The sequence below is a fragment of the Streptomyces lacaronensis genome (genome assembly GCF_047337785.1).
Taxonomy (GTDB): Bacteria; Actinomycetota; Actinomycetes; order Streptomycetales; family Streptomycetaceae; genus Streptomyces; species Streptomyces lycopersici.
The window spans coordinates 12,092,925-12,114,724 of record NZ_JBLHDK010000003.1 but is presented as its reverse complement, the minus strand read 5'-3'; the positions used below and the strand labels follow the sequence as shown (position 1 = coordinate 12,114,724).

The following is a 21,800-nucleotide window of genomic DNA, read 5'->3' as shown; positions in this document are numbered from 1 at the left end:
CGTGCGTTCGACCGTGCGGCGAGCGCGCACGCATCGCCTCCTACACTTCTGGCACGCGCGCGGAGGGGGAGATCGTTGGCTGTGCGGATGACCGAGGAGTTCGCCTCGGCGATGGTGACGGTGATTCCGATCGTCCTGGTGGCCGCCTCACTGGAAATGACGGCGCTGACAAAGAACAGCCGGGACAACGGAAGACGGTGCCGCGAGGCCGTTCTTGCTGCGATCCGGTCCGGGACTCCAGAGCCCGCCGGTGTGAGCAGACGGAGGAAGGCCGCAAGCGTGATCGTGCTTTCCGGCTGGTACTGGTCAGTGATTCTGCACGTGGTTGCCGAGGTGTTGCGGATCAGGTGGCTGGCTGACTCTAAGCGTGCCGCTGCCCCGCAGACAGCACAGTTCGTCCAAGCCGTGGGCATCTTCGGCTTCGTCTGGGTGCTCATCGCCGGGTTGATCGTGACGTCCGTCTACAGCACGGAACGCAAACTAGAGCGGCGTCTTTGGGAGGACGAGGTTACCCGGGAGCGTGCCGCACGGGCGGCTGCCGTTCCTGAAATCGCCGTCCCGGCGCCGACGGCCCCTGGCCAGGCCCAGCAGCCCTACCAGTGATCCGCGGTACGGGCCTCTCGAGGCGCGGCCGCAGCCGCGGAGCCAGCCCGCTCAGCACGGGCCCGCCGCAGTGCGCGAACACAGCTGCTGTCCGCGGCCGCCGCCCGCGCCGCCTTCGCCCGCAGCTCTTCGATCGCGGCCTGCCCATCGCCGAATGCCTCCTCCGGCTCGCGCATTGAGGAGCCTGCGTTCTGCGGCTCGATGGCGACCGCGACCCGCGGGTCAAGGACCCGTTCCGGTCCGTGTTGGCCGCCGCGATCAGTTGCGGCGCGCTCCAGCGCAGCTTGGTTCCGTAGGCCGGGGCATCGGGGACGACGCCCAAGCGGCCGGTGTCCGCGTCGAACTTCACCGCCTGGGCGTGGCCGGTGAGTTCGGGCGCGGCCGCGGCGAGGATGTCGTCGAACCGGGCGAGGACGTCGCCGCCGGCGGCCGGGGCGACCATGCCGCGCTCGGTCATCATCACCGTGATCGCGGTGCCGAGTCCGAGCGGCTCGCGGCCGTCCCGCCGTACGACCTGGCCGGTGCGCCGCTTCAGTTTCCTTCTGCGGGTGGAGCCGTTCTTCTTCGCCTGCTCGCGGGCGGCGACCAGGGCCTGGCGGACGAGATCGATGCCGCTCGGCCCGGTGGTCATGCGATCACCGCCCCGGCCGTGTCGCCATCGAGGGGCCGAGCGGCGAGCTCGCGCATGCGGTCCCGCCACCGCACAGCTGCGGCCGTCTCGATCTCGGTGTGGGTCGCGGCCAGCTCGCGCAGCTGCTCCAACCGCTTGGCCAGGAGGTACTCGGCGGTGCGTATCCGGGCGGCGTCAGCGGCCTTCGTCGCGACGGCAACCGCGTCGGCGCCGTTCGGGTTCGCGCGGAACCAGCGGCGGTTCTGCTCGGTCACGTACGCCCGCCGTGCCTCGGCTTCGGCTTCCTCGGTCCGGCCCAGCATCGCCAGGGCGCACCGCCGGTACTCCGGTGCCGCCTGCTGCACCGCCTGGAGCGCGGCGAAGGCGAGCGCGGCCGGCCGCCGGACTCCCGCTGGGTGAGTACGCACGGCGCGTGCTCGCCCGCTCCGTCCACGAAGCTGACCAGCAGACGGTCGAGCCCTCGGAGCCGGGTGGGCATGAACGCAGCTTCTCTGCGGACATGTTGGAGAGGAGGCGGCACGCGGACCCCGTACTGCCGCGTGGGCGGTGCCACGTATGGTCTTCGGAGCGATCAAGGCCTTATACAGAAGACTGCTGTCGGACCAGGGGTGGGGGAGGTACACAGATGTCCATCGACCAGCAGCCTCAACTCGGGTACCGGGCTCGTAACCGCTTGGTCATGTTGGCAGCCCTGGTGGCGGCCGCGGCGCTGGGCGCGGCCGCTTTCGCGGTCTTCACCCACGGGTCGGGTGCGGATAAGAGCGGCTCCGGCGACCAGCAGCATTCCCAGTCCCCAGATGCCTTTTCTCTGCCGCCGACCCAGGGCACGACCGAGCCGACCGTGCTCCCCGGCGCCAAGAGCGTGAAGGATGGGGTGCCGGTCGGCTACCCGCGCACCCTCAACGGGGCTATCTCAGCGGCGGCCCACTTTTACGACATCATCGACGCTTTCAACCCGGTCGCAGCAGAGAAGCAGTACCGTGTCACCGCTGAACCGGGCAAGGAGAAGCAAATCGGCGACGACGCTTTGCGTTTCTCCATGGCGCTCCGGAACAGCGCGGGTCTGTCGCTGGTCGGGGAGTCGGACACGGGGAACTACTACACCCTGCACTCCCGGGCGTACCGCATCGACTCCGCATCCAAGGACCGGGTGAGGGTGTGGATCCTCACCGACACCGAGTTGTCTGCCCGCGGGATCGCGGACTCGGACACGACCGTGCAGACGGCCGACCTGGTGTGGGCCGCGGGGGACTGGAAGTTCACCAGCCTGGACGAGAAGGGCAGTGAGCCGGACCCGATGGTGCCGGACAGCGCCCAAGCGGTCAATGCGGGGTGGAGGACCCTTGCGTACGCCAAGTAGACCGGCCACCGCTTGAGGGGGCTGGCTCCGGCGCCGCGGTCGGCCAGACGGCTCGGTTGAGACCGGAGGCCACGACACCGGAGTCCCCGCTTTGGCAGTCTGGTCAGCGGTGCACGGCGAGCTGACGCCTCATGACGTTCCCCTGACGGCGGTCCAACCGGCGCGGTTGTTCTTGTTCCCTTCCCGGCATTGCGCCGGGGCGATCGTTCGTGCGTCAGTGGGAGGCGTCGAACGCGTCTCGGATTTCCTTGGGGACGCGACCGCGGTCGTTCACCTCATAGCCGTTCTCTCGAGCCCACGCACGAACCTCTTCCGCGCTGGGACCGTTCGCGGCGCCCCTGCGCACCCGGCCCGTCTCCTTCGTCCGGCCCAGCTTCCGGCCTTTCTCGATAAACGGCCGGAGCGCCTCGTCCAGTTTGTCGTAGTTCTCCGGGGTGAGGTCGATTTCGTAGTTCACGCCGTTCAGAGAAAACCTGTGCGTGCTGACCTCGTCCGATTCCGCACCGGTGAGGTCGTCCGAGTAGACGGTCACAATCTTCTGAGCCATGGCCGGATGCTACCCAGCCGCTCCGGAGTAGTGGGTAGAGGATTCGGTCTGGTGGTTTCTATCGGAAAGGCCGCCGATGTTCCATGATGATGCTGACGCGGGACATCATCCAGGCCGGTCGCTCTCGCAGCCGACTCAGACTTCGTTGCAACGGATCATGAGCCGGTGCCAGGCCCAGGCGGGCTGATGCATCCGGGGTACTCTCCGCTCGAGCGGCGGTGAGCCGAGCATCGGCAGGTCGGGCGTCCCTCGGGCCAGGCTCCGGCGCGCACCTCCCACCGGGACGTGGCCGAATGACTCCCGAGGGTGTATCGGCCGGCTAGGCCACGGTCAGGGTGCCTGCCCGCCTTTTTTCAGGTGGTGGTCCAGTCCCGAAGCTGGCGGGCGATCCGGGCGATGCCCAGGGAGCCTGCTGACGCGTCGCGGACGAGAGCGACCGCGTCTTTCGGGGCGTAGTTGAGGCGGTGTCCGTTCAGGGCGAGGAAGGCTTCGGTGCTGTGCCATGCGAAGGCCTCGTTCGAGTGCTCCAGACACGGGAGTTTCACCAGGGTCTGAAGCAGCGCGGCCGCCTTGAGGTGAGGAGAGCCGTAGATGTCACGGTCCATGGCCCGGGCATACATGCGTTCGACGGCGGCGTAGAGCGGCCCGAGGTCGTCGACCTGCGGGTCGCCGGGGAGCCGCTCGGCGGCATGCAGCAGGAAGGGGACGTCGAGGCGGGGCGGCAGGGCAGGGTCGGGCTGGCTCACGCGGCGTGGCCCTGCCCGTCGTTTTCAAGGCCGCGGCGTGCTTCCTGCTCGGCGGCGCGCTGTTCGGAGTCGGGATCGATGCCACTGGGCTCGACGGCGAAGGCCTCGTGGCTGCGGGCTACCGAAGCCTCGAAGTGCTCCAGGAACGTCGCCTCGACGGCGGTGGCACGCTCGAAGGCCGCCGACAGGATGTAGTCCTGCATGCTGACGCCGGCGTTCTTGGCCGCGGCGGCGATCGCAGCACGCTGCCGTGGGTCAGGGAAGCGCAGACTCATGGCCTTGGGCTCTTTGGACTCACTCATGATACCGACGGTATCAGCGATACCAGATGATCGCTGCTTCCTGGCCCCACATGGAACCGACATGGCTGACCCGCGCCCGATCGGCAGCTCGATGTGCTCTCCGCGTAAGCGGAGGTGAGCCCGGGCGGAGCACCGGCGGAGCCTGCCTTTCTCCGGCTCGGCGGGCGAGCTGTTGCTGCCGCCCATCACGCTCATCGGCTTCCTGAGCGAGGTGGGCGACCTGGCTGACGCCTCCGGGGATGATGACGGCGACGGGGGTGAGGTTTCCGACGCTCGGGCAGGTTGTTCCAGCGGGAATTGATGGATGGCTCTCGGGCGGCCGTGTCCTGGCGGGCCTTGGCTGAGCCAGAATGTAGCCGAGCGGGCGTGCACGATGCGCAGGCGCAGGCGCAGCCAAGTCGGCGCTGGGAACACTGTGTCGACTGGGCTCGTTCGTCTGGCGGTTGGGCCGTCGTAGACGAGGAGAGCGATGCCGGACTCCGGATTCCCGCCTAGGCAAGCGCGTGGCCGAGGAGCCAGCTGGTATCGCGGAGACTGCCACATCCACTCCGTGTACTCGGACGGCGAGCTCACTCCTGAGCAACTGGCAGCCGACGCTCGCTCAGTGGGACTCGACTTCATCGCCACCACCGAGCACAACTCCGCGAACGCGCATAATGCCTGGGGACGCCATGCCGCAGATGACTTCTTGGTCCTCCTGGGTGAGGAGGTGACCACCAAGACCGGGCACTGGCTCGCTCTCGGCATCGCCCCGGGCCAGGTGATCGACTGGGACTATCGCGTGGGGGACAAACTCATCGGCCCATGCCTGGACCAGGTCCGCGAATCCGGTGGACTGTGCGTGGCCGCGCACCCGCACGCGCCCTATCCCTCAGGCAGCTTCATGTACCCCTACCGGGACCTCGATGCAGTCGAGGTATGGAACGGACTGTGGACGTCGGACCGGCCGTGGAACGCCGACAACGAGGCCGCCCTCGCCGAGTGGGGCCGAGGACTGGCGGAGGGAATACACGCGGGGCGCTGGCGGCCGGCCATGGGCAACAGCGACACCCACCTTGAAGGTCAGATCGGCATCCCGCACACCGTCGTGTTCGCCGAGGATCTGAGCACGCCGGCCGTCCTCGAGGGAATCCGCGTGGGCCGCAGTTGGATCGCCGAATCGGCTGCCGTCGATCTGTCGCTCACGGCCGTCGCCGCCGACCACAACGCGGGGATCGGCGAACGCCTGGCAACCCACGGGGAACCCGTCATGGTGCGCGCGCACATACGCGGTGTCCCATCTGCGACCGTCAGCTTCCACACCGACCGGGGCAAAGTCCACCGCGAAGCGCTGCCAGACTCCGGCGTGGGTACCGTCGAGTGGCACACGACCTCGGAAGACTCGGCGTTTGCCCGGATCGAGGTACGCCACCCGCACGGCCATATGGCCGCTCTCACCAACCCGATCGTGCTGACTTGACCTCCAGCTTGCTCGGGCGACCGTCCTCTCCGCGCAGGCGGAGTTAGCCGTACAAGCTGACTGCACGGCGGTTCGCGATTCCGTCCTCTTCGCGCTGGCAGAGGAGAGGTGGCCCCCCAGGCGCTCTTCAGGAGGGCTGTTCCCGGCCGCTCACTCCCCCGGAAGTTCAACCAGAGACAGCAGACCGCCGAGCACCGCAAAGAGGGTGAGGAGCGCGGTAGTGGCCGTGACGCTGACGAAGCCGTCGGCCACGTGACCACCGATGATCAACCATGCCACGGCCCCGACCAGGACGAGCAGATAGTTGCCCCGCTCGCCCAGCAGCCGCATCCCCACCCACAACAGAACCGGCATCGACAGGAAGCCCGTAATCAACGCCAGAAGGCCCTCGAACCACCCGGCGCCCATCGCGCGCCCACTGGCCTCGGCTACGTCGTCCGCCCACTCCAGCAGGGAGGCCCACACCCAGTAACAGACGATGGCCGCCGCGGCCGACACGAGCGTGCCCTTCACTCCGCGGGCAGTCCTGCTCTTCGCCATGTCACCACAATTTCACGAAACAGTGACGGCGACCTGAGTACGGGTACTCAAATTCCCGTCATGGTGTGGAGCCACGTGTTGGCCTGAGCGTGTTACCCGCACAGGTGCAGCTGCCCCGGCCCTCCAACTCGACGTCGGCGATACCACCCGTGTTCTGCGCGCGAGCGGAGGTGAGCCGTCCCGGTGTGCCGGGGCTGGAGCAGTGGATCCGGCCGGGGTGCGGTTGGCAGCCGTGAACGCGTCCTGGGCCTGGTCGTCGTCAGCCGGGCGTCATCGCGGTGGTGGCCAGCAGCCCGTCATCGTCCCAGGGCGGCGGCTTACAGCGCGCGAACGTCAAGGTCTGCGCCAGTGAAGGGGGAGATCGACATGGGCAGCATTGCTGGAGCTGTGGGCTCGCAGATTCTCAGCGCGGTGGTGGCTGCTCTGCTCACCGGCATCGCCGGCCTGGTGCGCTGGTTCGTGGTCAGACGGTTGCCTGCCCGCCGCATCTGGCGTTACCTGGGTGCCAGTGAACTCTCCATCGTTCTGGACACCTCTTACATCGACACCGGCCGCTATCAACGACCCGTGGCCGGCCTGGGACAGGTCCGGGCGCTGTCCGTACTTATCCCCTCCCTCACCCACGCCTATCGGGATCTCAGCTTGGAGCGGGTCCGCCTGTCGGCGCACCTGCCGGGCCATGAGATGGAGCACGATCTGCTCGTCCTGGGGGGACCGAAGAACAACGAGGCCGCCCACAGGATTTTGCAGGCCATGGCGGAGGCGCTGCCATTTCGACTGGGTGAGGGAGCGATCACCTGGGAGGGCACCTCTTATACGGGAGAGGCCACGGACGGCGAGGTCGTACGCGACTGCGGTTACGTCGTCAGAGCCCCGAATCCCCTCAACCTGAGCAAACGCGTCGTACTCATCGGCGGCTGGTCCACCTACGGCACTGTCGCCGCAGCCCGCTGGCTGGCCGAGAACGGAGCCAGCCGTTCTCTGGCCGCCGACGTCGCCGTGCTCGTACAAGCTTCCGTCCTTCGCGATGGCCATGTGTCCACGCCTCAGGTCGTGCGCAAGACAGACCTCAGGACGTGAACCCTGCAGCGCTTGAAGAGGGCCCTACTCTTCTCCGCGCAGGCGGAGGTGAGCCGCAGCAGACCCTCGCCTGGCTGGCCGGTCAGTCGTGTGTCGGCGGCCAGGCGTCGACCTCTTCGGACAGTTCACAAGGCCAACCTTCCGGCTCCTGGCCGTGCGACTCACTCAACGGGCAGCCCGGCCGCCTGACGACGCGCGATGGCCGCCGCGACGCTCTTCGTGGGCAGGGTGCCGTTCAGCGCGGCCTCGGTGAACCGGCCACCGGACAGGTCGGTGTCCAGCATCGCCTCGCACCACCAGCGGCGCAGGACTCCCTCGGCGTCCTCCGGTGCGGCCGCCAGGAGCTCGCGGTAGAACTCCATCCGCCGCTCGCCCTCAAGCGCGACCGCGATGCCCTCGGCGTTACGCGGCACCCGGTCCGGCTCCGCATGCGAGTGAATCGGCTGTGCAGTACGGGCACGCGACCGCCTCTTTGATCGTCGGCAAGCTCTCCGCGTCCTCCCGGCAGAACGCGCTGGCCGCCGCGCTCAAGGAGTACGGGGCGATCCGTAGGACGATCTACGCGGCGAAGTACCTGTCAGATCCGTCGTACCGGCGCAAGATCGCCCGGCAGCTGAACAAGGGCGAGTCCATCCACTCCCTGCGCCGCCAGCTGCACTACGCCCGCGAGGGCAAGATCACCCGCCGCCAGCCCGAGCAGCAGAACGAGCAGGCGTGGTGCCTGACCGTCACGACGAATGCGGTCATCTGCTGGCACACGGAGTACATGGGCCTGGCTGTGGATGAACTGCGTGGCGCCGGCCGCGAGGTGGCCGCCGAGGTCCTGGCGCACATCTCTCCGGCCCGCAGCTCTGCGGTGAACTACTACGGCTCGATCACCGTCGACTATGAACACGAACTCGCCCAGCTCGACGAGCAAGGCCGCCGCCCGCTACGGACGATGGCCACCGACGACCCGGCGGCCCGGCTGTAGGCGGCGATCGGCCCCGGCGGCGTCCCACGGGGGAAGGACGTTGCCGGGGCCGAGGTGTACGGGCACCTGACGCGGGGCCGGTCAGGTGACGGGGATGACGTAGGTGCGATCGAAGCGGGTGCCGATGTGCGCCTCGTGGAGATGTCCGGCGATGGCGCGGTCGCCTTCGACGCCCACGACGACGTGGAGGTGGACGAAGCCGTGGCGGATCTCGCCGGTGCCGGTCATCTCGCCGGGCAGGCCGTACTTGGTGATGGTGTCCTTGAGCGCGTCGCCCTCGGGCATGGTCGAGACGGTGAAGGAGTCCGCGGCCCCGATCAGGGAGACGATCGCGGCGTCGGTGATGCCGGCCTCGGCGGCCTGGCGGTTCAGCTCGTCGACGAGCTCACCGGCGGGACTTCAAAGACGATCAAGCGACACTGCAGCCCCGCTCACTTGGTGGGCTCGCGATTGTAGAGCTTCTTGGCCCAAAGGTAGCCGCCCAGAGCGATCAGGGCGCACCAACCGATGGCCAGGATTGCGCTGTTGTCGATCGGAGTGCCCATCAGCAGCCCGCGCAGAGTTTCGATGAAGGGGGTGAACGGCTGGTACTCAGCGAACCACTTCAGCCCTCCGGGCATCGTGTCGGTGGGGACGAACCCGCTGCCCATCATGGGCAGCATCATCAGCGGCGTCAGCATGTTGCTCGCGGTGGCAACGCGCTTAGCGACCATGGCCAGTGCGACCGACAACCAGGTAATCGCGAGGATGATCATTGCGAGCACGCCGATCGCGCCCAGCCATTCGCTGAAGTCCGCGGTCGGCTCGAATCCCACCAGCAGCGCGACCCCGATGACGGCAGCGATACTCAGCAGGGTCTGGATCAGGCTGCCCAACACATGACCGGTGAGTACCGAGACCCGGGCGATGGCCATGGTGCGGAACCGGGCAACGATGCCCTCGGTCATGTCGATGGCTACCGAGATCGCCGTGCCCTGAGCCGCGGTCGCGACAGTCATCAGGATGACGCCGGGGACGACGTAGTTCGCGTAGGCATCCCGGCCGCCCGACGGCCCGCCAAGGCCGGTCCCGAGGATGCCGCCGAGAACGTAGACGAACAGCAGCAGGAAGATCACCGGAACCCCGGCGGCCGTCAGGATGAGCGTTGGATAACGCAGCATGTGCCGCAACTGGCGGCGCAACATGGTCGCCGAGTCGGCAAAGGCGTGGGAAACAGCACTGGAAACGGAGCTCATCGGGCGGGCTCCTGTTCCGTGACCGGGTTGCCCGTCAGGGCGAAGAAGACATCATCGAGATCGGGGGTGTGGAACTGCAATTCGTCCACGGTGAGCGAGGCGTGGTCGAGCCAGTCCAGCAGTGCGCGCAACGACCGGACATCGCCCTGGCTGGGGATCTGTAGGGTGCATGTCTCATCGTTGCGGGACACCACGTCCAGCGTCCGGGCCGCATGATCGTAGCCACGGGGGTCGGCGAAGCGCAGGGTGATATGGCCGCCGCCGACCTGCCGCTTGAGCTCCTCCGGTGAGCCTTCCGCGACCAGCTTTCCCTGGTGCAGCACCGCGATCCGGTCGGCGAGCTGGTCGGCCTCCTCAAGGTACTGGGTGGTGAGGAAGATCGTGATGCCCTCGTCGGTCACCAGCCTGCGGACGATCTCCCACATGGTCCGCCTGCTGCGCGGGTCCAGTCCGGTGGTCGGCTCGTCGAGGAAGATCACGCGGGGCTGGCCGACCAGCGTCATCGCGAGGTCCAGGCGGCGGCGCATCCCGCCGGAATACGTCGCCGCAGGCTTGCGGGCCGCGTCCACCAGATCGAACCGCGCCAGCAAGTCCTCGGCACGCTGCCGCCGTTCCCGGCGAGGCAGGCGGTTCAGGTCGGCCATCAACAGCAGGTTCTCCTGGCCGGTGAGGAAGCTGTCCACCGCCGAGAACTGGCCGGTGACGCCGATCGCGGCACGGACCGCGTCCGAATCCCGGACCACGTCCTGGCCGGCGACCCGCATTTCGCCGGCGTCGGCGCGGATAAGCGTGGACAGGATCTGCACCACGGTGGTCTTGCCGGCGCCGTTCGGGCCGAGCAACGCGAAGACAGATCCCGCGGGGATGTCGAGGTCGATGCCGTCGAGCACCACGTGGTCGCCGTACGCCTTGCGTACTGCAGTCGCGGCGACCGCGCGTCGACCGAGATCGGTAGTCATGGGTTTCACTTCCGCTGGTGAGACGGGCACCACATGAGCGCCTTTACGATCCAGCGAAAGTTACGTTGCATTCATATAGGCGTCAATCATGTCCAGATGAAGCAACTCTATATCTGCTGGTCAGAGTCGTAAAATCATTGCATGACCCATGCCGACTAATGCAACAGAGTCGGGTTGCATTAAGCTGCCCTCGAGCCGCCGACAGTGGAGGACACCCGATGCCCGGTGACAGACTCACCCTCCAGGACCGACAGCAGATCGCCGCGGGACTGCGCGAGGAGCTGACCTACGCCGCCATCGGCCGCCGCATCGGGCGGCCGACCTCCACCGTCACCCGCGAAGTGATGCGCAACGGCGGGCCGCGCGGCTACCACGCCGAGGTGGCCCACCGAGTCGGCACAGGACACACGCGTCAGCGCAAGACCACTCCGCCGACACCGTCACCAGGAGATGCCCACCTCGGCGGACGCGATCCACGACTCGTGGACGAAGTGGGCACGCAGAGCATGGAACTGATGATTCAGGCGGGGCTCCCGCAGATGATGGCCAGGGTGCTCGCCGCGCTCTTCACCACCGACAGCGGGAGCCTCACCTCCGCGGAACTTGTGCGACGCCTGCACGTCAGCCCCGCTTCCATCTCCAAGGCCATTGGCTACCTGGAAAACCAGGCACTCATCAAACGTGAGCGCGACCCTCACAGCCGCGCCGAACGTTACTCCATCGACGACGACGTAGCATTCCACTCCATCATGGCCAGCGCGCGCGCCCAGACCCAGATTGCCGAAGCTTGCAAGATCGGAGCCCAGAAACTGGGCGCGACCACCCCTGCCGGCGCGCGCCTGGAGAACACCAGCCAGTTCCTCCTCCACGTCATCGATGACCTGGTTCGCTCGGTCCAGCACTGGCACAAGGTCTACTCCACCCACCCCCGGAAGACATCCGCGACCGACGACTGAACAGATCACGTTGACCTCAGATCTCGCCGCGTCGTCCGTCGTGATATCCGCATCCGCTTGACCGGCAGGACGGGGGAAGCCATCTCGCGCCTACCGACGATGGCCGAGAATGGCGGCAGTACCTCCAGGACCAGGGACAGCGGGACCAGATGGAGGGGCAGTTCCTGGCCTAGTACTCCAGTCTGGTTTCGCGATCTTGTCGCAGTCCCGGCTGGGAACGGGTATGGCCACCGCGTGATCATCGGGGGTTGTGTGGACTCCTGAAGATCGTGCGGTGGCCGCAGGCCATAGCGTAGACCCTGCCCGCTGGCGGGCGATGTTCGACCAGGTCATGGCCCGGATCGCGGGCCGGTTCGGGCGGGTGGAACCCCGTGCAACCGCCCGTGCCTATGTGCTCGGACTGCTCTCGGGTGCCGAACGCAAGAACTGCTGGCGGCTGGCAGAACAGGCCGGCCATGCCCGGCCCGGACCCATGCAGCGTCTGCTGCGTTATGCCCGCTGGGACGCCGACGCCGTCCGTGACGACATCCGCTCCTACGTCGCCGAACACCTCGGCATTGACGGCGGAGTTCTCGTCGTCGACGAGACCGGCTTTCTAAAGAAGGGCCACGCCTCGGCAGGTGTGCAGCGGCAGTACACCGGCACCGCGGGACGCATCGAGAACAGCCAGGTCGGCGTCTTCCTCGCCTACACCACGCCCCAAGGACGCACGCTGATCGACCGTCGGCTCTACCTGCCCGAGCACTCCTGGTGCACCGATGCCCGGCGCCGCCGCGCTGCCGGGATACCCGAGACGGTGCAGTTCGCCACCAAGCCTCGCCTGGCCGGGGAGATGATCACAGCCGCCCTCGACGCCGGCACCTCCGCCGCCTGGGTGACAGGCGACGAAGCCTACGGCCAGGATCCCCAGCTCCGCGCCGTCCTGGAGGGCGAGGCACCGGCTACGTGATGGCCGTCGCCCGCTCCATCCGGGTTCGGATCAACCACGGCCGCACTCCCGTCCGCGCGGACACCCTCGCCGACCGCCTGCCCGCCACGGCCTGGCAGCGGCACAGCGCCGGGCCGGGGGCGAAGGGCCCGCGCTACTACGACTGGGCCTGGATCCACATCGGCACCGATCACCACCGCTATCTGCTGATCCGCCGGAACTGGACCACCGGTGAACTCGCCTTCTACTTGTGCTGGTCACCTATCGCGGTGACGCTGGCCGAACTGGTCCGCGTCGCCGGTGTCCGCTGGAGCGTCGAGGAGTGCTTCCAGGCCGCCAAGAGCCAGGTCGGCCTGGACCATTACCAGGTCCGCAACTGGACCAGCTGGCAGCGGCACATCACGCTCGCCATGCTCGCCCTGGCCTTCCTGACCGCCGTCGCCACCAGCGCGGCCCCCAACCGTTGCGCTGATCCGCACCACCACACCGCCCGCAGGAACGATCCGGTCTCCTTGACCGTCCCGGAGATCCGCCACCTCCTCACCCTTGTCTTCAACCCGCCAGCCGTGACCGTCGCCAGACAACTGCACTGGTCCACCTGGCGCAGACGCCATCAGGCAACAGCCCGGCGCAGCCACTACCGACGACGAACCGCCGACGAACCCACTGGATAGATCGCAAAACTGCACTGGAGAACAACCGACCACTTCCTCACCGCTCAACTGGCTCTTGCACCTGACGCCGATGTCAGGGTTTACCTTGCACGGGCTGCGCCGTGGCTCTCAGACTGCGCACGGCGTCATCAAGGCGGGCCGGTCCGGCCCTGCACCGGAACACGAAGGATGAGAAATGAATGCGCTCCAGGACAAGGCGGCCGCCATCGCAGACACCGAGCAGACGGCCATCATCGTTGCCGGCCGGGTCTTCGTCCCTGTCAGCGACATCGAAACGTTTATCGCCGAGGCGCAGGCGACCTACCCGATCGCTGCGGCGAACCCGGGAAACGTGCTGATCTCGTTCTGTGTGGAGGACGCGGCGGCCGGAACCGTCACGGTGCTCGAGCAATGGGCGTCCCAAGAGGCGCTCGATCGGCACCTTGCCACACCGGAGGTCATGGCGCTCTTCACCAAGTGGGGCCCGCACATGCGCAATGAGGTACGCAAGTTCGACGTACTCAACGAGAGAGATCCCCGAGCCTGAGACACCGGCATCAAGGCTGGATCGCGCCGGCACCGCCACAGACGTCCCAGCCCGGACATCTTGTCCTCTGGGAGCGTCCTCGACGATGTCACCACGTTGTAGCCTCCGACCACCGCACCGATCTTCAGGAGTCCACACCCCCGATGATCACGCGGTGGCCGTACCCGTTCCCAGCCGGGGCCGCGACAAGATCGCGAAACCAGACTGGAGTACTAGGGACTGTCTCCGGTTGTGATCAAGCCCCGGGGTGGGGGCCGGTCCGATAAGACTGTGCTGTGACGCGTGCGCAACTCACCGACCTTGAGTGGGAGTTCATCGAGCCGTTCCTGCCGGTCGGCAGGTTCGGCCCGTACCCCGAGCGGCTGCGTGAGCAGTTCGAGGGGGTGATCTGGCGGTTCCGCACCGGCAGCCAGTGGAGAGAGATGCCCGAGCGGTTCGGCGCCTGGCAGACCGTCTACAACCGCTTCATGCGATGGCGGGACGCGGGCGTCTTCCAGACCCTGCTGGACGAAGCGATCGCCGAGGCCGCCCGCAGGGACGAGATCGACATGTCCCTGGTCAGCGTGGACTCCACCACCGCGCGGGCCCATCACGACGCCGCCGGCATGCGGGTCAGCGAACAGACTCTGGCCGCACTCGGGGAGGCAGCCTCGCAAAAGGGGGAGCATCGCAGGGACAAGGCGGGCAGGACGGCGAAAGCGATCCGGTCCGGGCCGAACGCCGGCGCATCCGCTTACGACGGCGGGCCCGGCTGAAGGCCGCCCTGCTCGGACGGTCGCGCGGCGGGCTGACCAGCAAGATCCACCTGGCTGCCGACCGGCGGTGCCGGCCGATGGCGCTCCTTCTGACCGCCGGACAGGCCGCCGACAGCCCGCAGTTCATCCCGGTTCTGAGCAAGGTACGGGTCCGTCTGCCGGTCGGCCGTCCCCGCACCCGGCCGGCTGCCGTGGCCGGTGATAAGGCCTACTCCTCCCGCGCCAACCGAGCCCATCTGCGCAAACGCCGCATCAAGGCAGTCATCCCGGAGAAGAGGGACCAGGCCGCCAACCGCAGGAAGAAAGGCAGCCGGGGCGGCAGGCCCGTCACCCACAATGCCGATCTCTACCGCGACCGCAACACGGTCGAGCGGGCCATCAACAGGATGAAGGACTGGCGAGGCATCGCGACCCGCTACGACAAGACGCCCGAGAGCTACCTCGCCGGACTCCATCTCCGCGCAGCGACCATCTGGATCAGCAGCATCCTGAAAGCCCAATGATCACAACTGGAGACAGTCCCTAGGCACCCCTCCTCCGGCAGGCACCAACATCCCAGGCCCCGTCGAGCAGGACCAGATCGAAGACGTCCAGACCCAAGAGCGCATCGGTGTGCGGTCGTCGTAGGGCGAGTGCCCCCGCTCAGTGCGCAGTTCGACCCCAAGCTGGCCCACGACTGCTGCGCCAACCCCGCATCCCCATAAGGATTCTCAAGACTGTGAGGGAATCTCAGATAGATCGAGGGACTGCACCTCAGACTCTTCAACTCCCCAGGCCACAGATGCACGTTCCGTCAGACACGCAGCTCACCAGACAACAGCCACAAAACAAGATCAATCTCATATCAAGGCAGGAACCCCAGTCGAAGGAACAGCAGACGATCTCACCTGCCCCTGATGAGACGAGAACCCACAACGGGGGCGACCTGCTCCGTTTCGCTCCTCTGCTTCTCCTCCTCGCTACGGTGCACGTCTGCCGCCTCGGAACGGACGTCCGAAGTCTTGGAGCGCCGGCGTCCGTCGGTTGCACAGACGATCAGCGCGCAGGTGGCGAATCCGGCCCCGAGGAGACTGGAGGCGGCCCAGCCGTGGGAGGTGAAGACGGAGGTGGTGGTGGCCGCGCCGAGGGCGGAGCCGAGGGAGTAGAAGACCATGTAGCCGCCGATGACGCTGCTGGTGCGTTCCGGATGCGCGGTGGTGAGCAGGTGCTGGTTGCTCACATGCACGACCTGGACCGCGAAGTCGAGCACCACGATGCCGATGACGAGCAGCCACAGGGACCAGGACAACTGCGCGGTCGCGGCCCAGGAGACGATGAGCAGAGCCAGCGCGAGGCCGCTGATCGGGATCGCCCGTCCTGCGTCCGCCCACCGTCCCGCACGTGCTGCGCCCAGTGCGCCGGCGAGTCCGGCGATGCCGAACAGTCCGATCTGGCTTTCGCTCAGATGCCACGGTGCGTTTGCCAGCGGCAGGGACAGGCCACTCCACAGGGTGCCAAACGATGCGAACAGGAAGAACGCGATGAGACCGCGCGTCAGGAAGAGACGCTGCCCGAACAGCCCGCCGAGCGAGACGACGGCCTGCCGGTAGCCCGCAGGCCGGCGAGAGCTGTCTTCGGGCGGCAGCGCGCGCAGGACAAGAGCGGCGAGAGCGAGCGCGAGCACGCCGAGCACGGCGTACATGCTTCGCCAGCCCCACGCCTGCGCGAGCACACCGGTGACGACCCGCGCGCCCAGGATGCCCACCACCACGCCCGAGGTCACGACACCGATGTTGCGTCCGCGCTCGGCGGGCGGTGAGACCGATGCGGCGTAGGCCACCGTGGTCTGCACCACGACCGCGAACATCCCGGCCAGCGCGAGCCCGGCGAAGGCCGTCCATGCGGCCGAAGCCGCAGCCGTCAGGAACAGGCCTGCCGCGGTGATGGCCAGGTGCACCGCGATGAGCCGGCGCCTGTTGGCGACCACGTCGCCGAGCGGCACCAGCAGCACCAGACCGGCCAGGTAGCCGAACTGGCCGGTCGAGACGATCCACCCGGCGTGCTGTGTCGACACCCCGAGGCTGTCTCCCATGGGCGGCAGCACTGTTTGCGCAGCGTAGATGCTCGCTACCGCGACACCGCACACGGTCGCGAGGAGTAACCGTCGCCAGACGTCCATCGCACTCCTAACGAGATGAGTAGCAAAGTGAAACTAATTCGACCGTAGGGCATGATGGTCTCAATCCGCAACTCATCGGGAGGTGTTATGCCGCGCCCCTCCACGGGCACTCCGAGCCCTGCCTGGACCGATCCCGACTGCCCGATAGCCCGCGCGCTCGACCTCGTCGGTGACCGGTGGAGCCTCCTGGTCATCCGGGACGCGATGGACGGGGCGCGGTCCTTCACCGAGTTCCAGCGACGGACCGGCATCGCCCGCAACATCCTCACCGACCGCCTGCGCAAGCTCACCGCCCACGGAGTCCTGACCCTGCAGACCGCGCCCTCGGGCCGCCGCCTGCAGTACGTACTCACCGACGCCGGCCGCGACCTCTTCCCCGTCCTCCTCACCCTGCGCCAGTGGGGAGAGCGCCACGCCTTCGAACCTGGCGAGCCACACTCCACGCTGGTCGACCAGCACGGCGCCCGCGTGCCGGACATCAAGCCGACCGGCGCCAACGGTGCCCTCATCGACGCCGACACCACTCACGTGCAAAAGACCGGCAGCGAACGACACCGGTGAGGTGACGGCCGGCGAGACGGTCAGCGTCTGTGCCCGGCCACGCACAGCGACGCGGTGTGCCCGGCCGGTTCACGGGCGGCCCCCGCAGGCCAGACGACCTCCACGGCGATACCCCGGGCACGGGCGTACGCGCGACCATGTGGGCGGTGGCATCCTGCCCGCTGGACGGTGAACCGTCCCAGACGGCCAGCAGCCGGCTGCAGCCGCTGACCAGCCGTTCGTCCGCGCTCACACAGGCGTCCCGGTCCAGCGGGTCGAAGGGAAGCATCCGTTTCTGCTCGGCCAGGGCCAGCAACTCCCGGTGCGCCTGCCGGTCGTGGAAGGGAGCGTCGGCGAAGGCATCGCCCCGTTCCGGGAGCAGGACCACCAGGCGCTGCCCCACCTCGTGCACCACCCGCCCGAACACCAAGGGCAGTCCGGCGCCGGCGCGTACCAGTACCGTTGCGTCGGGCGGCAGGCCGTGCATGCGCTCCCGGAGTTCGGCCTGCACCAGATCCCATGTGGTCGAGGTCAAGTCGGCATGTCCTACTGCCGTGATCATCCGATCGCTCGCTTTCTCACCATGTGGTGCGCTCCGCTCGTATCCGTCCTGTCCACGCCTGTTCAGCGAGCACAACCCGCGCGCCTCAGCTCCGCGCGCAGCAGGTCCAGGCCCATCGGCCCCAGGTTCAGCGCGTGGTGGTGGAACCGCTTGAGGTCGAAGGCGGCGCCGTCGCGACGGCGGGCCGCCTCCCGCGCCTCCAGCCACACCTTCTCTCCCAGCTTGTAGGCGAGGGCCTGTCCCGGGCGTCCCAGATACCGGTCGATCTCGAACTCGACGAACCCTGGTGGACCGAGCCCGCAGTGTTCCGTGAGAGACGCGCGGCCCAGCTGCGGCGTCCACCGCTCTCCCTCGTGGAACCCGGTGCCCGCGGGGATGGGGAGCCGTAGGTGCAGCCCGATGTCCAGGACGACCCGTGCGGCGCGCATCTGCTGCCCGCCGGCCAGCATCCCCAGCCTGTACGCCGGGTCAGCGAAGTATCCCAGCTCGTCCATCAGCCGCTCGGCGTACAGGCCCCACCCTTCGCAGTGCCCCTGGTGCAGCTCGCACGACAGCCGCTGGAACCGGTTGAGGGTGGCGACGTTGAGGGTCGTCACGCCCTGTGCTGTCCAGGGAGATTGGTTACAGCTCAGCGTCGGGCAGCGGCGCGGCGGCGGACGGTCTCGGAGAGGGTCTGGCTGCGCCATGCAGCGAGGGTGGAAGCCTCCGGCACGACCCTCGGCCGTCCGGCCTCGCTCACAGGGACCGGGCGACTGAGGCCATCGGTGCCTACCGCGCGGGTGTCGCCGTGAAGGGCCTCGCCCGGCAGTGCGGCGTCTCACCCAAGACGATCCGGCGGGCACTCGACGCCGCCGGTGCCCGCGCCCTCCCCGACACCCCGCTCCTCCCCGACGCCGTCGGCGCGGTGCCCGCGCCGCGGATGGCCGAGGCCGGCACGGCGATGATCCTCGACGTGCCGGGCCTGCTCGCCGACCACCTGCAGAGCACTGGTGACGACGCTGTTCGCGAGGCCCTGCGCGGTGGCCGGACCGTTCGCCGCGGACAGGGCTACTCGGTACGCGTCACTGCCCCGCTCGCGTTCTACCAGGCCACTCTTCAGCAGTGTGCTGCCTTTGCCGGGAAGGGCTCCGGCCCGGCCTGGCGCAAGGCGTACCGCGCCTACGCCGACCGGATCGCCGGGGTGATCCGGACATCCTGACGGGCGTTTTGGGGGTTCGGCCAAGGTGAGTGGCACGACTCCGCGCGCCGCCGTCCCACCGGATCAACGCCGACATCAGCGGCGCTCAAACGGCTGGCGGCGCGGATGCTGCCGTCGAGGGGGCGGTCCAGCGCCCACCCCCGGCGGCCACGGGTGATCACGGAGCGATTCCTGCGGCCGGGTCCGCCCCGCCTGGAGCCCGGCACGGCGTGCCGGGGCGGCGGACGAGGGCACTCTGGATTTACTAAGGCAAATTGATAAGGTAGCTTTAGTATATGAGTGACGAGCTGAACACCAGCGAGATCGCCACCGCCCTGCTGACCAGCATCGGCGCACTGCTGAGGCGAGTGCGTCAAGCGCGGGTCGAGGGCGAGCTCACGATGCCCGAGCGCGCCGCCTTGTCCCAGATGGACCGCACCGGCCCGACGACGTCGTCGGCGCTGGCCCGGCAGGAGCAGATCACCGCACAGGCGATGGGGGCCACGCTCGGCGGCCTCCAGGCCCGAGGCCTGGTCGAGCGCAGCGCCGACCCGCGGGACGGCAGGCGCGTACTCCTGGCGCTGACCGACACGGGTCGGCAAGCGCTGGCGGACAAGCGCGGCGCTCGCACCGAGCAGGTCGCGCGGGCGCTGGCGGACAGTTTCACACCGCAGGAGCTGGAACAGCTCGCGGCGGCCGCGCCGCTGCTCGATCGACTGGCTCAAAGAATCTGATCCCGACCGAACTGGAAGCGGGGCCGCCCCGCTGCGCCTGTCCAGAGCCCTCAGCATCCAGTCTCAACCCGCAAAAGAGAGGCAGGGGTCACCGTGGCCAAGGCAACCGCAGAGGATCGCATCGATCCAAAAGTCATGAAGATCGCTGTCGCGCTCATTGTCGGCTCGCTGGCCGTAGTCTTCGATACGACGATCGTCAGTGTTGCGCTGCAGACCCTTTCGCAGCAGTTGCACGTGCCGATCTCCACGATTCAGTGGGTGAGCACCGGGTACCTGCTGGCGCTCGGTGTGTCGATTCCGCTCGCAGGCTGGGCCCAGTCCCGCTTCGGAGGCAGGCGGGTGTGGATGTTCTCGCTGACCGTGTTCCTGGTCGGCTCGATTCTGTGCAGCCTGGCCTGGAACGCCGAAAGCCTCATCGTCTTCCGAATCATCGAGGGGTTCGGCGGGGGCCTCATGCTCCCGCTGTTCTCGACGATGATCATGCAAGCGGCGGCAGGCAGAGCGCTGGGGCGCACGATGTCGATCGTGACCCTGCCGTTCGTGGTCGGACCGATCGTGGGCCCGGTGATCGGCGGCGTCCTTTTGAACTGGCTCGACTGGCGGTGGCTGTTCTGGGTGAACGTGCCGTTCTGCGTGGTCGGCTTCATACTCGCCTGGCGGATGCTGGACCCGGACGCCACCGACGCGCGTCCGCGCTTCGACACCCTCGGCTGGCTGCTGCTCTCACCCAGCCTGGTCGCGATTCTGCTCGGTCTCACCAACTCCTCACAGGCAGGCGGCTTCGGCCGTACCGACTCGTTCGCCCCGCTACTGGTCGGCGCACTCCTGCTGCTGATATTCGCCCTGTACTCAGTCCGTCGCGCCGGCAACGCGCTGGTCAACGTCAGGCTGCTCGCGCACCGCCCGCTCGCGTCCGCATCCGCGTCGATGTTCCTGTCCGGAGCCGCGCTCTACGGCGGCATGGCACTACTGCCGCTGTACTGGCAGCAGGTGCGCGGAGCCGACGCGCTCCACGCCGGCCTGCTGGTCGCCCCCCTGGGCATTGGCGCGCTCCTGAGCCGCCCGCTGGCTGGCGGACTCAGCGACAGAATCGGGGCCAAGTGGGTCGCCTTCACCGGCTTCGCGATCGTCGGACTCTCCACCGTGCCCTTCGCACTGGCCTCGGCCACAACCAACGAGTGGTTCCTGATGGCGGTACTCGTGGTCCGTGGCTTCGGGCTCGCCGCCGTGTCCATTCCCCTGCAGGCGGCCGCGTTCGTCGGCCTTCGGCGTGACCAGATACCGCACGCCGGCATCATCACCCGCATCACGCAGCAGATCGGCGGGTCCTTCGGCGTCGCAGTGCTCGCCGTCATCCTCGACGTCGCCCTGCGCCACCACCCGGGGTCGGCGGCCCAGGCCGCGCACGCCTTCGACCAGTCATTCTGGTGGGCAGCCGGCTTCACCGCCTTCTCCCTCGTACTGAGCCTGCTGCTGCCCGGCCGCACCCCGACGGAAGCCGTCAAGCAGCCAGAAGCCATCAAATCACCCGAGACCGCCTGAGCACCTGAGGGCCTACCACCACCGCGCCACGCAGGCCGACCTCACCACCACTGACACCGGCCCGGACGCCGAGGCGCACCGCCACAGCACCGGACGGATCCTCCCCGAGCCCGGCGAAACTGCCACCCCCGATGAAACCCTCGACATGCTGGGAGCAACACGATGACCATGCTCGGCCGACTGCTGAAGAACCGCAGGTCAGGCGAGACCCACGCCGCGTGGAATCGCCCGAACCTGCACGGCCCCGAACTGCTGGACCTCAGCAGCCGGAACTTCGACCACGGCGGCACGATCCCGCCAGAGCACCACGCCAAGAACGCGGGTGGCCAAAACCTCTCCCCCCACCTGGCCTGGAACCCGCCGCCGGCGGGCACCACCCAACTACTGCTGGTCGTCGAGGACACCGACGTCCCCATCCCCAAGCCCGCCGTCCACTGTGTCGTCCTCATCGACCCGGCGGTCCGCGACCTCGCCCCCGGCGCCCTCGCCGCACAGCAGCCCGCCCCCGGCATCACGGTGCTGCGCTCCGCCATCGGACGCGGGTACCACGGACCCGCACCCATCAAGGGCCACGGACCGCACCACTACACCTTCCAACTCTTCGCCCTCGCGACCCCCCTGGGCGCCATCCCCGGCAAAACCGGACCGGACAAGGCAAGGCCCAGCGCCCTCCTGCCCTCCATCGCCGCACCCGTCCTCGCCCGAGGCCGACTCATCGGCACCGTGGAACGCTGACCCGCACCGACAACACCCCGCCTCGATCATTCACGCGCGCGCCGACGTGAAGGGATTCGATGGAGTGTCCGCTTAGAT

Annotated in this window: 25 protein-coding genes and 2 pseudogenes; 14 read left to right on the top strand and 13 right to left on the bottom strand. The window is 68.1% G+C overall.

What is annotated here, in order from left to right:
- The first annotated feature begins 87 nt into the window (after window positions 1–87).
- The gene (locus ACMTAK_RS52055) at window positions 88–603 is read left to right on the top strand and encodes a hypothetical protein (protein WP_413812677.1); all 516 of its coding nucleotides are present in this window, start codon (window positions 88–90) and stop codon (window positions 601–603) included.
- Here ACMTAK_RS52055 and ACMTAK_RS52050 read toward each other — a convergent pair.
- A complete protein-coding gene (locus ACMTAK_RS52050) occupies window positions 509–1,234 on the bottom strand; it encodes a DciA family protein (protein ID WP_413812676.1) in 726 nt (241 codons plus the stop codon). The two genes, ACMTAK_RS52055 and ACMTAK_RS52050, sit on opposite strands and share 95 nt — an antisense overlap.
- Complete coding sequence (locus ACMTAK_RS52045; protein WP_413812675.1) at window positions 1,231–1,641, bottom strand: hypothetical protein; 411 nt, start codon at window positions 1,639–1,641, stop codon at window positions 1,231–1,233. Before ACMTAK_RS52045 ends, ACMTAK_RS52050 begins: the two co-directional genes overlap by 4 nt.
- A gap of 218 nt (window positions 1,642–1,859) precedes the next feature.
- Between ACMTAK_RS52045 and ACMTAK_RS52040 the strand changes: the two genes are divergently transcribed.
- A complete protein-coding gene (locus tag ACMTAK_RS52040; protein ID WP_413812674.1) occupies window positions 1,860–2,594 on the top strand; it encodes a hypothetical protein in 735 nt (244 codons plus the stop codon).
- 214 nt (window positions 2,595–2,808) lie between these two features.
- On the opposite strand, the gene ACMTAK_RS52035 is transcribed toward ACMTAK_RS52040, so the two are convergent.
- From ACMTAK_RS52035 to ACMTAK_RS52025, 3 genes are all read right to left on the bottom strand, one after another.
- Window positions 2,809–3,141 carry a histone-like nucleoid-structuring protein Lsr2 gene (locus tag ACMTAK_RS52035; protein WP_413812673.1) on the bottom strand — a complete coding sequence of 111 codons (333 nt, stop codon included), beginning with the start codon at window positions 3,139–3,141 and terminating at the stop codon, window positions 2,809–2,811.
- Window positions 3,142–3,494: 353 nt separating this feature from the next.
- Window positions 3,495–3,887, bottom strand: a complete 393-nt coding sequence (locus ACMTAK_RS52030; protein ID WP_413812672.1) for a type II toxin-antitoxin system death-on-curing family toxin — start codon at window positions 3,885–3,887, stop codon at window positions 3,495–3,497.
- Window positions 3,884–4,189: a type II toxin -antitoxin system TacA 1-like antitoxin gene (locus ACMTAK_RS52025; RefSeq protein ID WP_413812671.1), complete on the bottom strand. Its 306-nt coding sequence runs from the start codon at window positions 4,187–4,189 to the stop codon at window positions 3,884–3,886. The genes ACMTAK_RS52030 and ACMTAK_RS52025 overlap by 4 nt, the downstream gene beginning before the upstream one ends.
- Window positions 4,190–4,658: 469 nt before the next feature.
- Between ACMTAK_RS52025 and ACMTAK_RS52020 the strand changes: the two genes are divergently transcribed.
- Window positions 4,659–5,648, top strand: a complete 990-nt coding sequence (locus ACMTAK_RS52020) for a CehA/McbA family metallohydrolase (RefSeq protein WP_413812670.1) — start codon at window positions 4,659–4,661, stop codon at window positions 5,646–5,648.
- Window positions 5,649–5,798: 150 nt separating this feature from the next.
- Here ACMTAK_RS52020 and ACMTAK_RS52015 read toward each other — a convergent pair whose 3' ends face one another.
- Window positions 5,799–6,188, bottom strand: coding sequence for a hypothetical protein (locus tag ACMTAK_RS52015; RefSeq protein WP_413812669.1), 390 nt, complete (start codon window positions 6,186–6,188; stop codon window positions 5,799–5,801).
- Between the two features lie 348 nt (window positions 6,189–6,536).
- On the opposite strand from ACMTAK_RS52015, the gene ACMTAK_RS52010 reads away from it, so the two are divergent.
- Window positions 6,537–7,268 (top strand): hypothetical protein, encoded by a 732-nt coding sequence (locus ACMTAK_RS52010; protein ID WP_413812668.1) that lies wholly within the window; start codon window positions 6,537–6,539, stop codon window positions 7,266–7,268.
- 161 nt (window positions 7,269–7,429) lie between these two features.
- On the opposite strand, the gene ACMTAK_RS52005 is transcribed toward ACMTAK_RS52010, so the two are convergent.
- Window positions 7,430–7,681, bottom strand: a complete 252-nt coding sequence (locus ACMTAK_RS52005) for a hypothetical protein (protein ID WP_413812667.1) — start codon at window positions 7,679–7,681, stop codon at window positions 7,430–7,432.
- Between the two features lie 32 nt (window positions 7,682–7,713).
- Between ACMTAK_RS52005 and ACMTAK_RS52000 the strand changes: the two genes are divergently transcribed.
- Entirely contained in the window at window positions 7,714–8,241 is a 528-nt protein-coding gene (locus ACMTAK_RS52000; RefSeq protein WP_413812666.1) for a Tn3 family transposase, read from the top strand.
- Between the two features lie 81 nt (window positions 8,242–8,322).
- On the opposite strand, the gene ACMTAK_RS51995 is transcribed toward ACMTAK_RS52000, so the two are convergent.
- The 3 genes from ACMTAK_RS51995 to ACMTAK_RS51985 form a co-directional block, all read right to left on the bottom strand.
- Window positions 8,323–8,571, bottom strand: coding sequence for a PCC domain-containing protein (locus ACMTAK_RS51995; RefSeq protein ID WP_413813256.1), 249 nt, complete (start codon window positions 8,569–8,571; stop codon window positions 8,323–8,325).
- Between the two features lie 101 nt (window positions 8,572–8,672).
- Entirely contained in the window at window positions 8,673–9,476 is an 804-nt protein-coding gene (locus tag ACMTAK_RS51990) for an ABC transporter permease (protein WP_413812665.1), read from the bottom strand.
- Window positions 9,473–10,435, bottom strand: coding sequence for an ATP-binding cassette domain-containing protein (locus tag ACMTAK_RS51985; protein WP_413812664.1), 963 nt, complete (start codon window positions 10,433–10,435; stop codon window positions 9,473–9,475). Before ACMTAK_RS51985 ends, ACMTAK_RS51990 begins: the two co-directional genes overlap by 4 nt.
- A gap of 218 nt (window positions 10,436–10,653) precedes the next feature.
- Here ACMTAK_RS51985 and ACMTAK_RS51980 point away from each other — a divergent pair, with 218 nt between their 5' ends.
- From ACMTAK_RS51980 to ACMTAK_RS51965, 4 genes and pseudogenes are all read left to right on the top strand, one after another.
- Entirely contained in the window at window positions 10,654–11,391 is a 738-nt protein-coding gene (locus ACMTAK_RS51980) for a GbsR/MarR family transcriptional regulator (RefSeq protein ID WP_413812663.1), read from the top strand.
- A 316-nt stretch (window positions 11,392–11,707) separates the two neighbouring features.
- Window positions 11,708–12,771: pseudogene (locus ACMTAK_RS51975) on the top strand (IS701 family transposase); the annotation flags it as partial.
- A gap of 397 nt (window positions 12,772–13,168) precedes the next feature.
- A complete protein-coding gene (locus tag ACMTAK_RS51970; protein WP_262700631.1) occupies window positions 13,169–13,519 on the top strand; it encodes a putative quinol monooxygenase in 351 nt (116 codons plus the stop codon).
- A gap of 275 nt (window positions 13,520–13,794) precedes the next feature.
- Window positions 13,795–14,777 (top strand): annotated as a pseudogene (locus ACMTAK_RS51965) (IS5 family transposase).
- Window positions 14,778–15,157: 380 nt separating this feature from the next.
- Here the strand turns inward: ACMTAK_RS51965 and ACMTAK_RS51960 are convergent.
- A complete protein-coding gene (locus tag ACMTAK_RS51960; protein WP_413812662.1) occupies window positions 15,158–16,432 on the bottom strand; it encodes an MFS transporter in 1,275 nt (424 codons plus the stop codon).
- Between the two features lie 87 nt (window positions 16,433–16,519).
- On the opposite strand from ACMTAK_RS51960, the gene ACMTAK_RS51955 reads away from it, so the two are divergent.
- Window positions 16,520–16,993 (top strand): winged helix-turn-helix transcriptional regulator, encoded by a 474-nt coding sequence (locus tag ACMTAK_RS51955; RefSeq protein ID WP_413812661.1) that lies wholly within the window; start codon window positions 16,520–16,522, stop codon window positions 16,991–16,993.
- Here the strand turns inward: ACMTAK_RS51955 and ACMTAK_RS51950 are convergent.
- Window positions 16,938–17,507: a hypothetical protein gene (locus tag ACMTAK_RS51950; RefSeq protein ID WP_413812660.1), complete on the bottom strand. Its 570-nt coding sequence runs from the start codon at window positions 17,505–17,507 to the stop codon at window positions 16,938–16,940. The two genes, ACMTAK_RS51955 and ACMTAK_RS51950, sit on opposite strands and share 56 nt — an antisense overlap.
- Window positions 17,508–17,596: 89 nt before the next feature.
- Window positions 17,597–18,130 carry a DUF885 family protein gene (locus ACMTAK_RS51945; RefSeq protein WP_413812659.1) on the bottom strand — a complete coding sequence of 178 codons (534 nt, stop codon included), beginning with the start codon at window positions 18,128–18,130 and terminating at the stop codon, window positions 17,597–17,599.
- 191 nt (window positions 18,131–18,321) lie between these two features.
- On the opposite strand from ACMTAK_RS51945, the gene ACMTAK_RS51940 reads away from it, so the two are divergent.
- The 4 genes from ACMTAK_RS51940 (at window position 18,322) to ACMTAK_RS51925 (ending at window position 21,722) form a co-directional block, all read left to right on the top strand.
- Entirely contained in the window at window positions 18,322–18,732 is a 411-nt protein-coding gene (locus tag ACMTAK_RS51940; RefSeq protein ID WP_413812658.1) for a hypothetical protein, read from the top strand.
- Window positions 18,733–19,007: 275 nt separating this feature from the next.
- Window positions 19,008–19,445 carry a MarR family winged helix-turn-helix transcriptional regulator gene (locus ACMTAK_RS51935; protein ID WP_413812657.1) on the top strand — a complete coding sequence of 146 codons (438 nt, stop codon included), beginning with the start codon at window positions 19,008–19,010 and terminating at the stop codon, window positions 19,443–19,445.
- 93 nt (window positions 19,446–19,538) lie between these two features.
- Window positions 19,539–20,987, top strand: a complete 1,449-nt coding sequence (locus ACMTAK_RS51930; protein ID WP_413812656.1) for an MDR family MFS transporter — start codon at window positions 19,539–19,541, stop codon at window positions 20,985–20,987.
- A 162-nt stretch (window positions 20,988–21,149) separates the two neighbouring features.
- The gene (locus ACMTAK_RS51925) at window positions 21,150–21,722 is read left to right on the top strand and encodes a YbhB/YbcL family Raf kinase inhibitor-like protein (protein ID WP_413812655.1); all 573 of its coding nucleotides are present in this window, start codon (window positions 21,150–21,152) and stop codon (window positions 21,720–21,722) included.
- The last annotated feature ends 78 nt before the right edge of the window (window positions 21,723–21,800 follow it).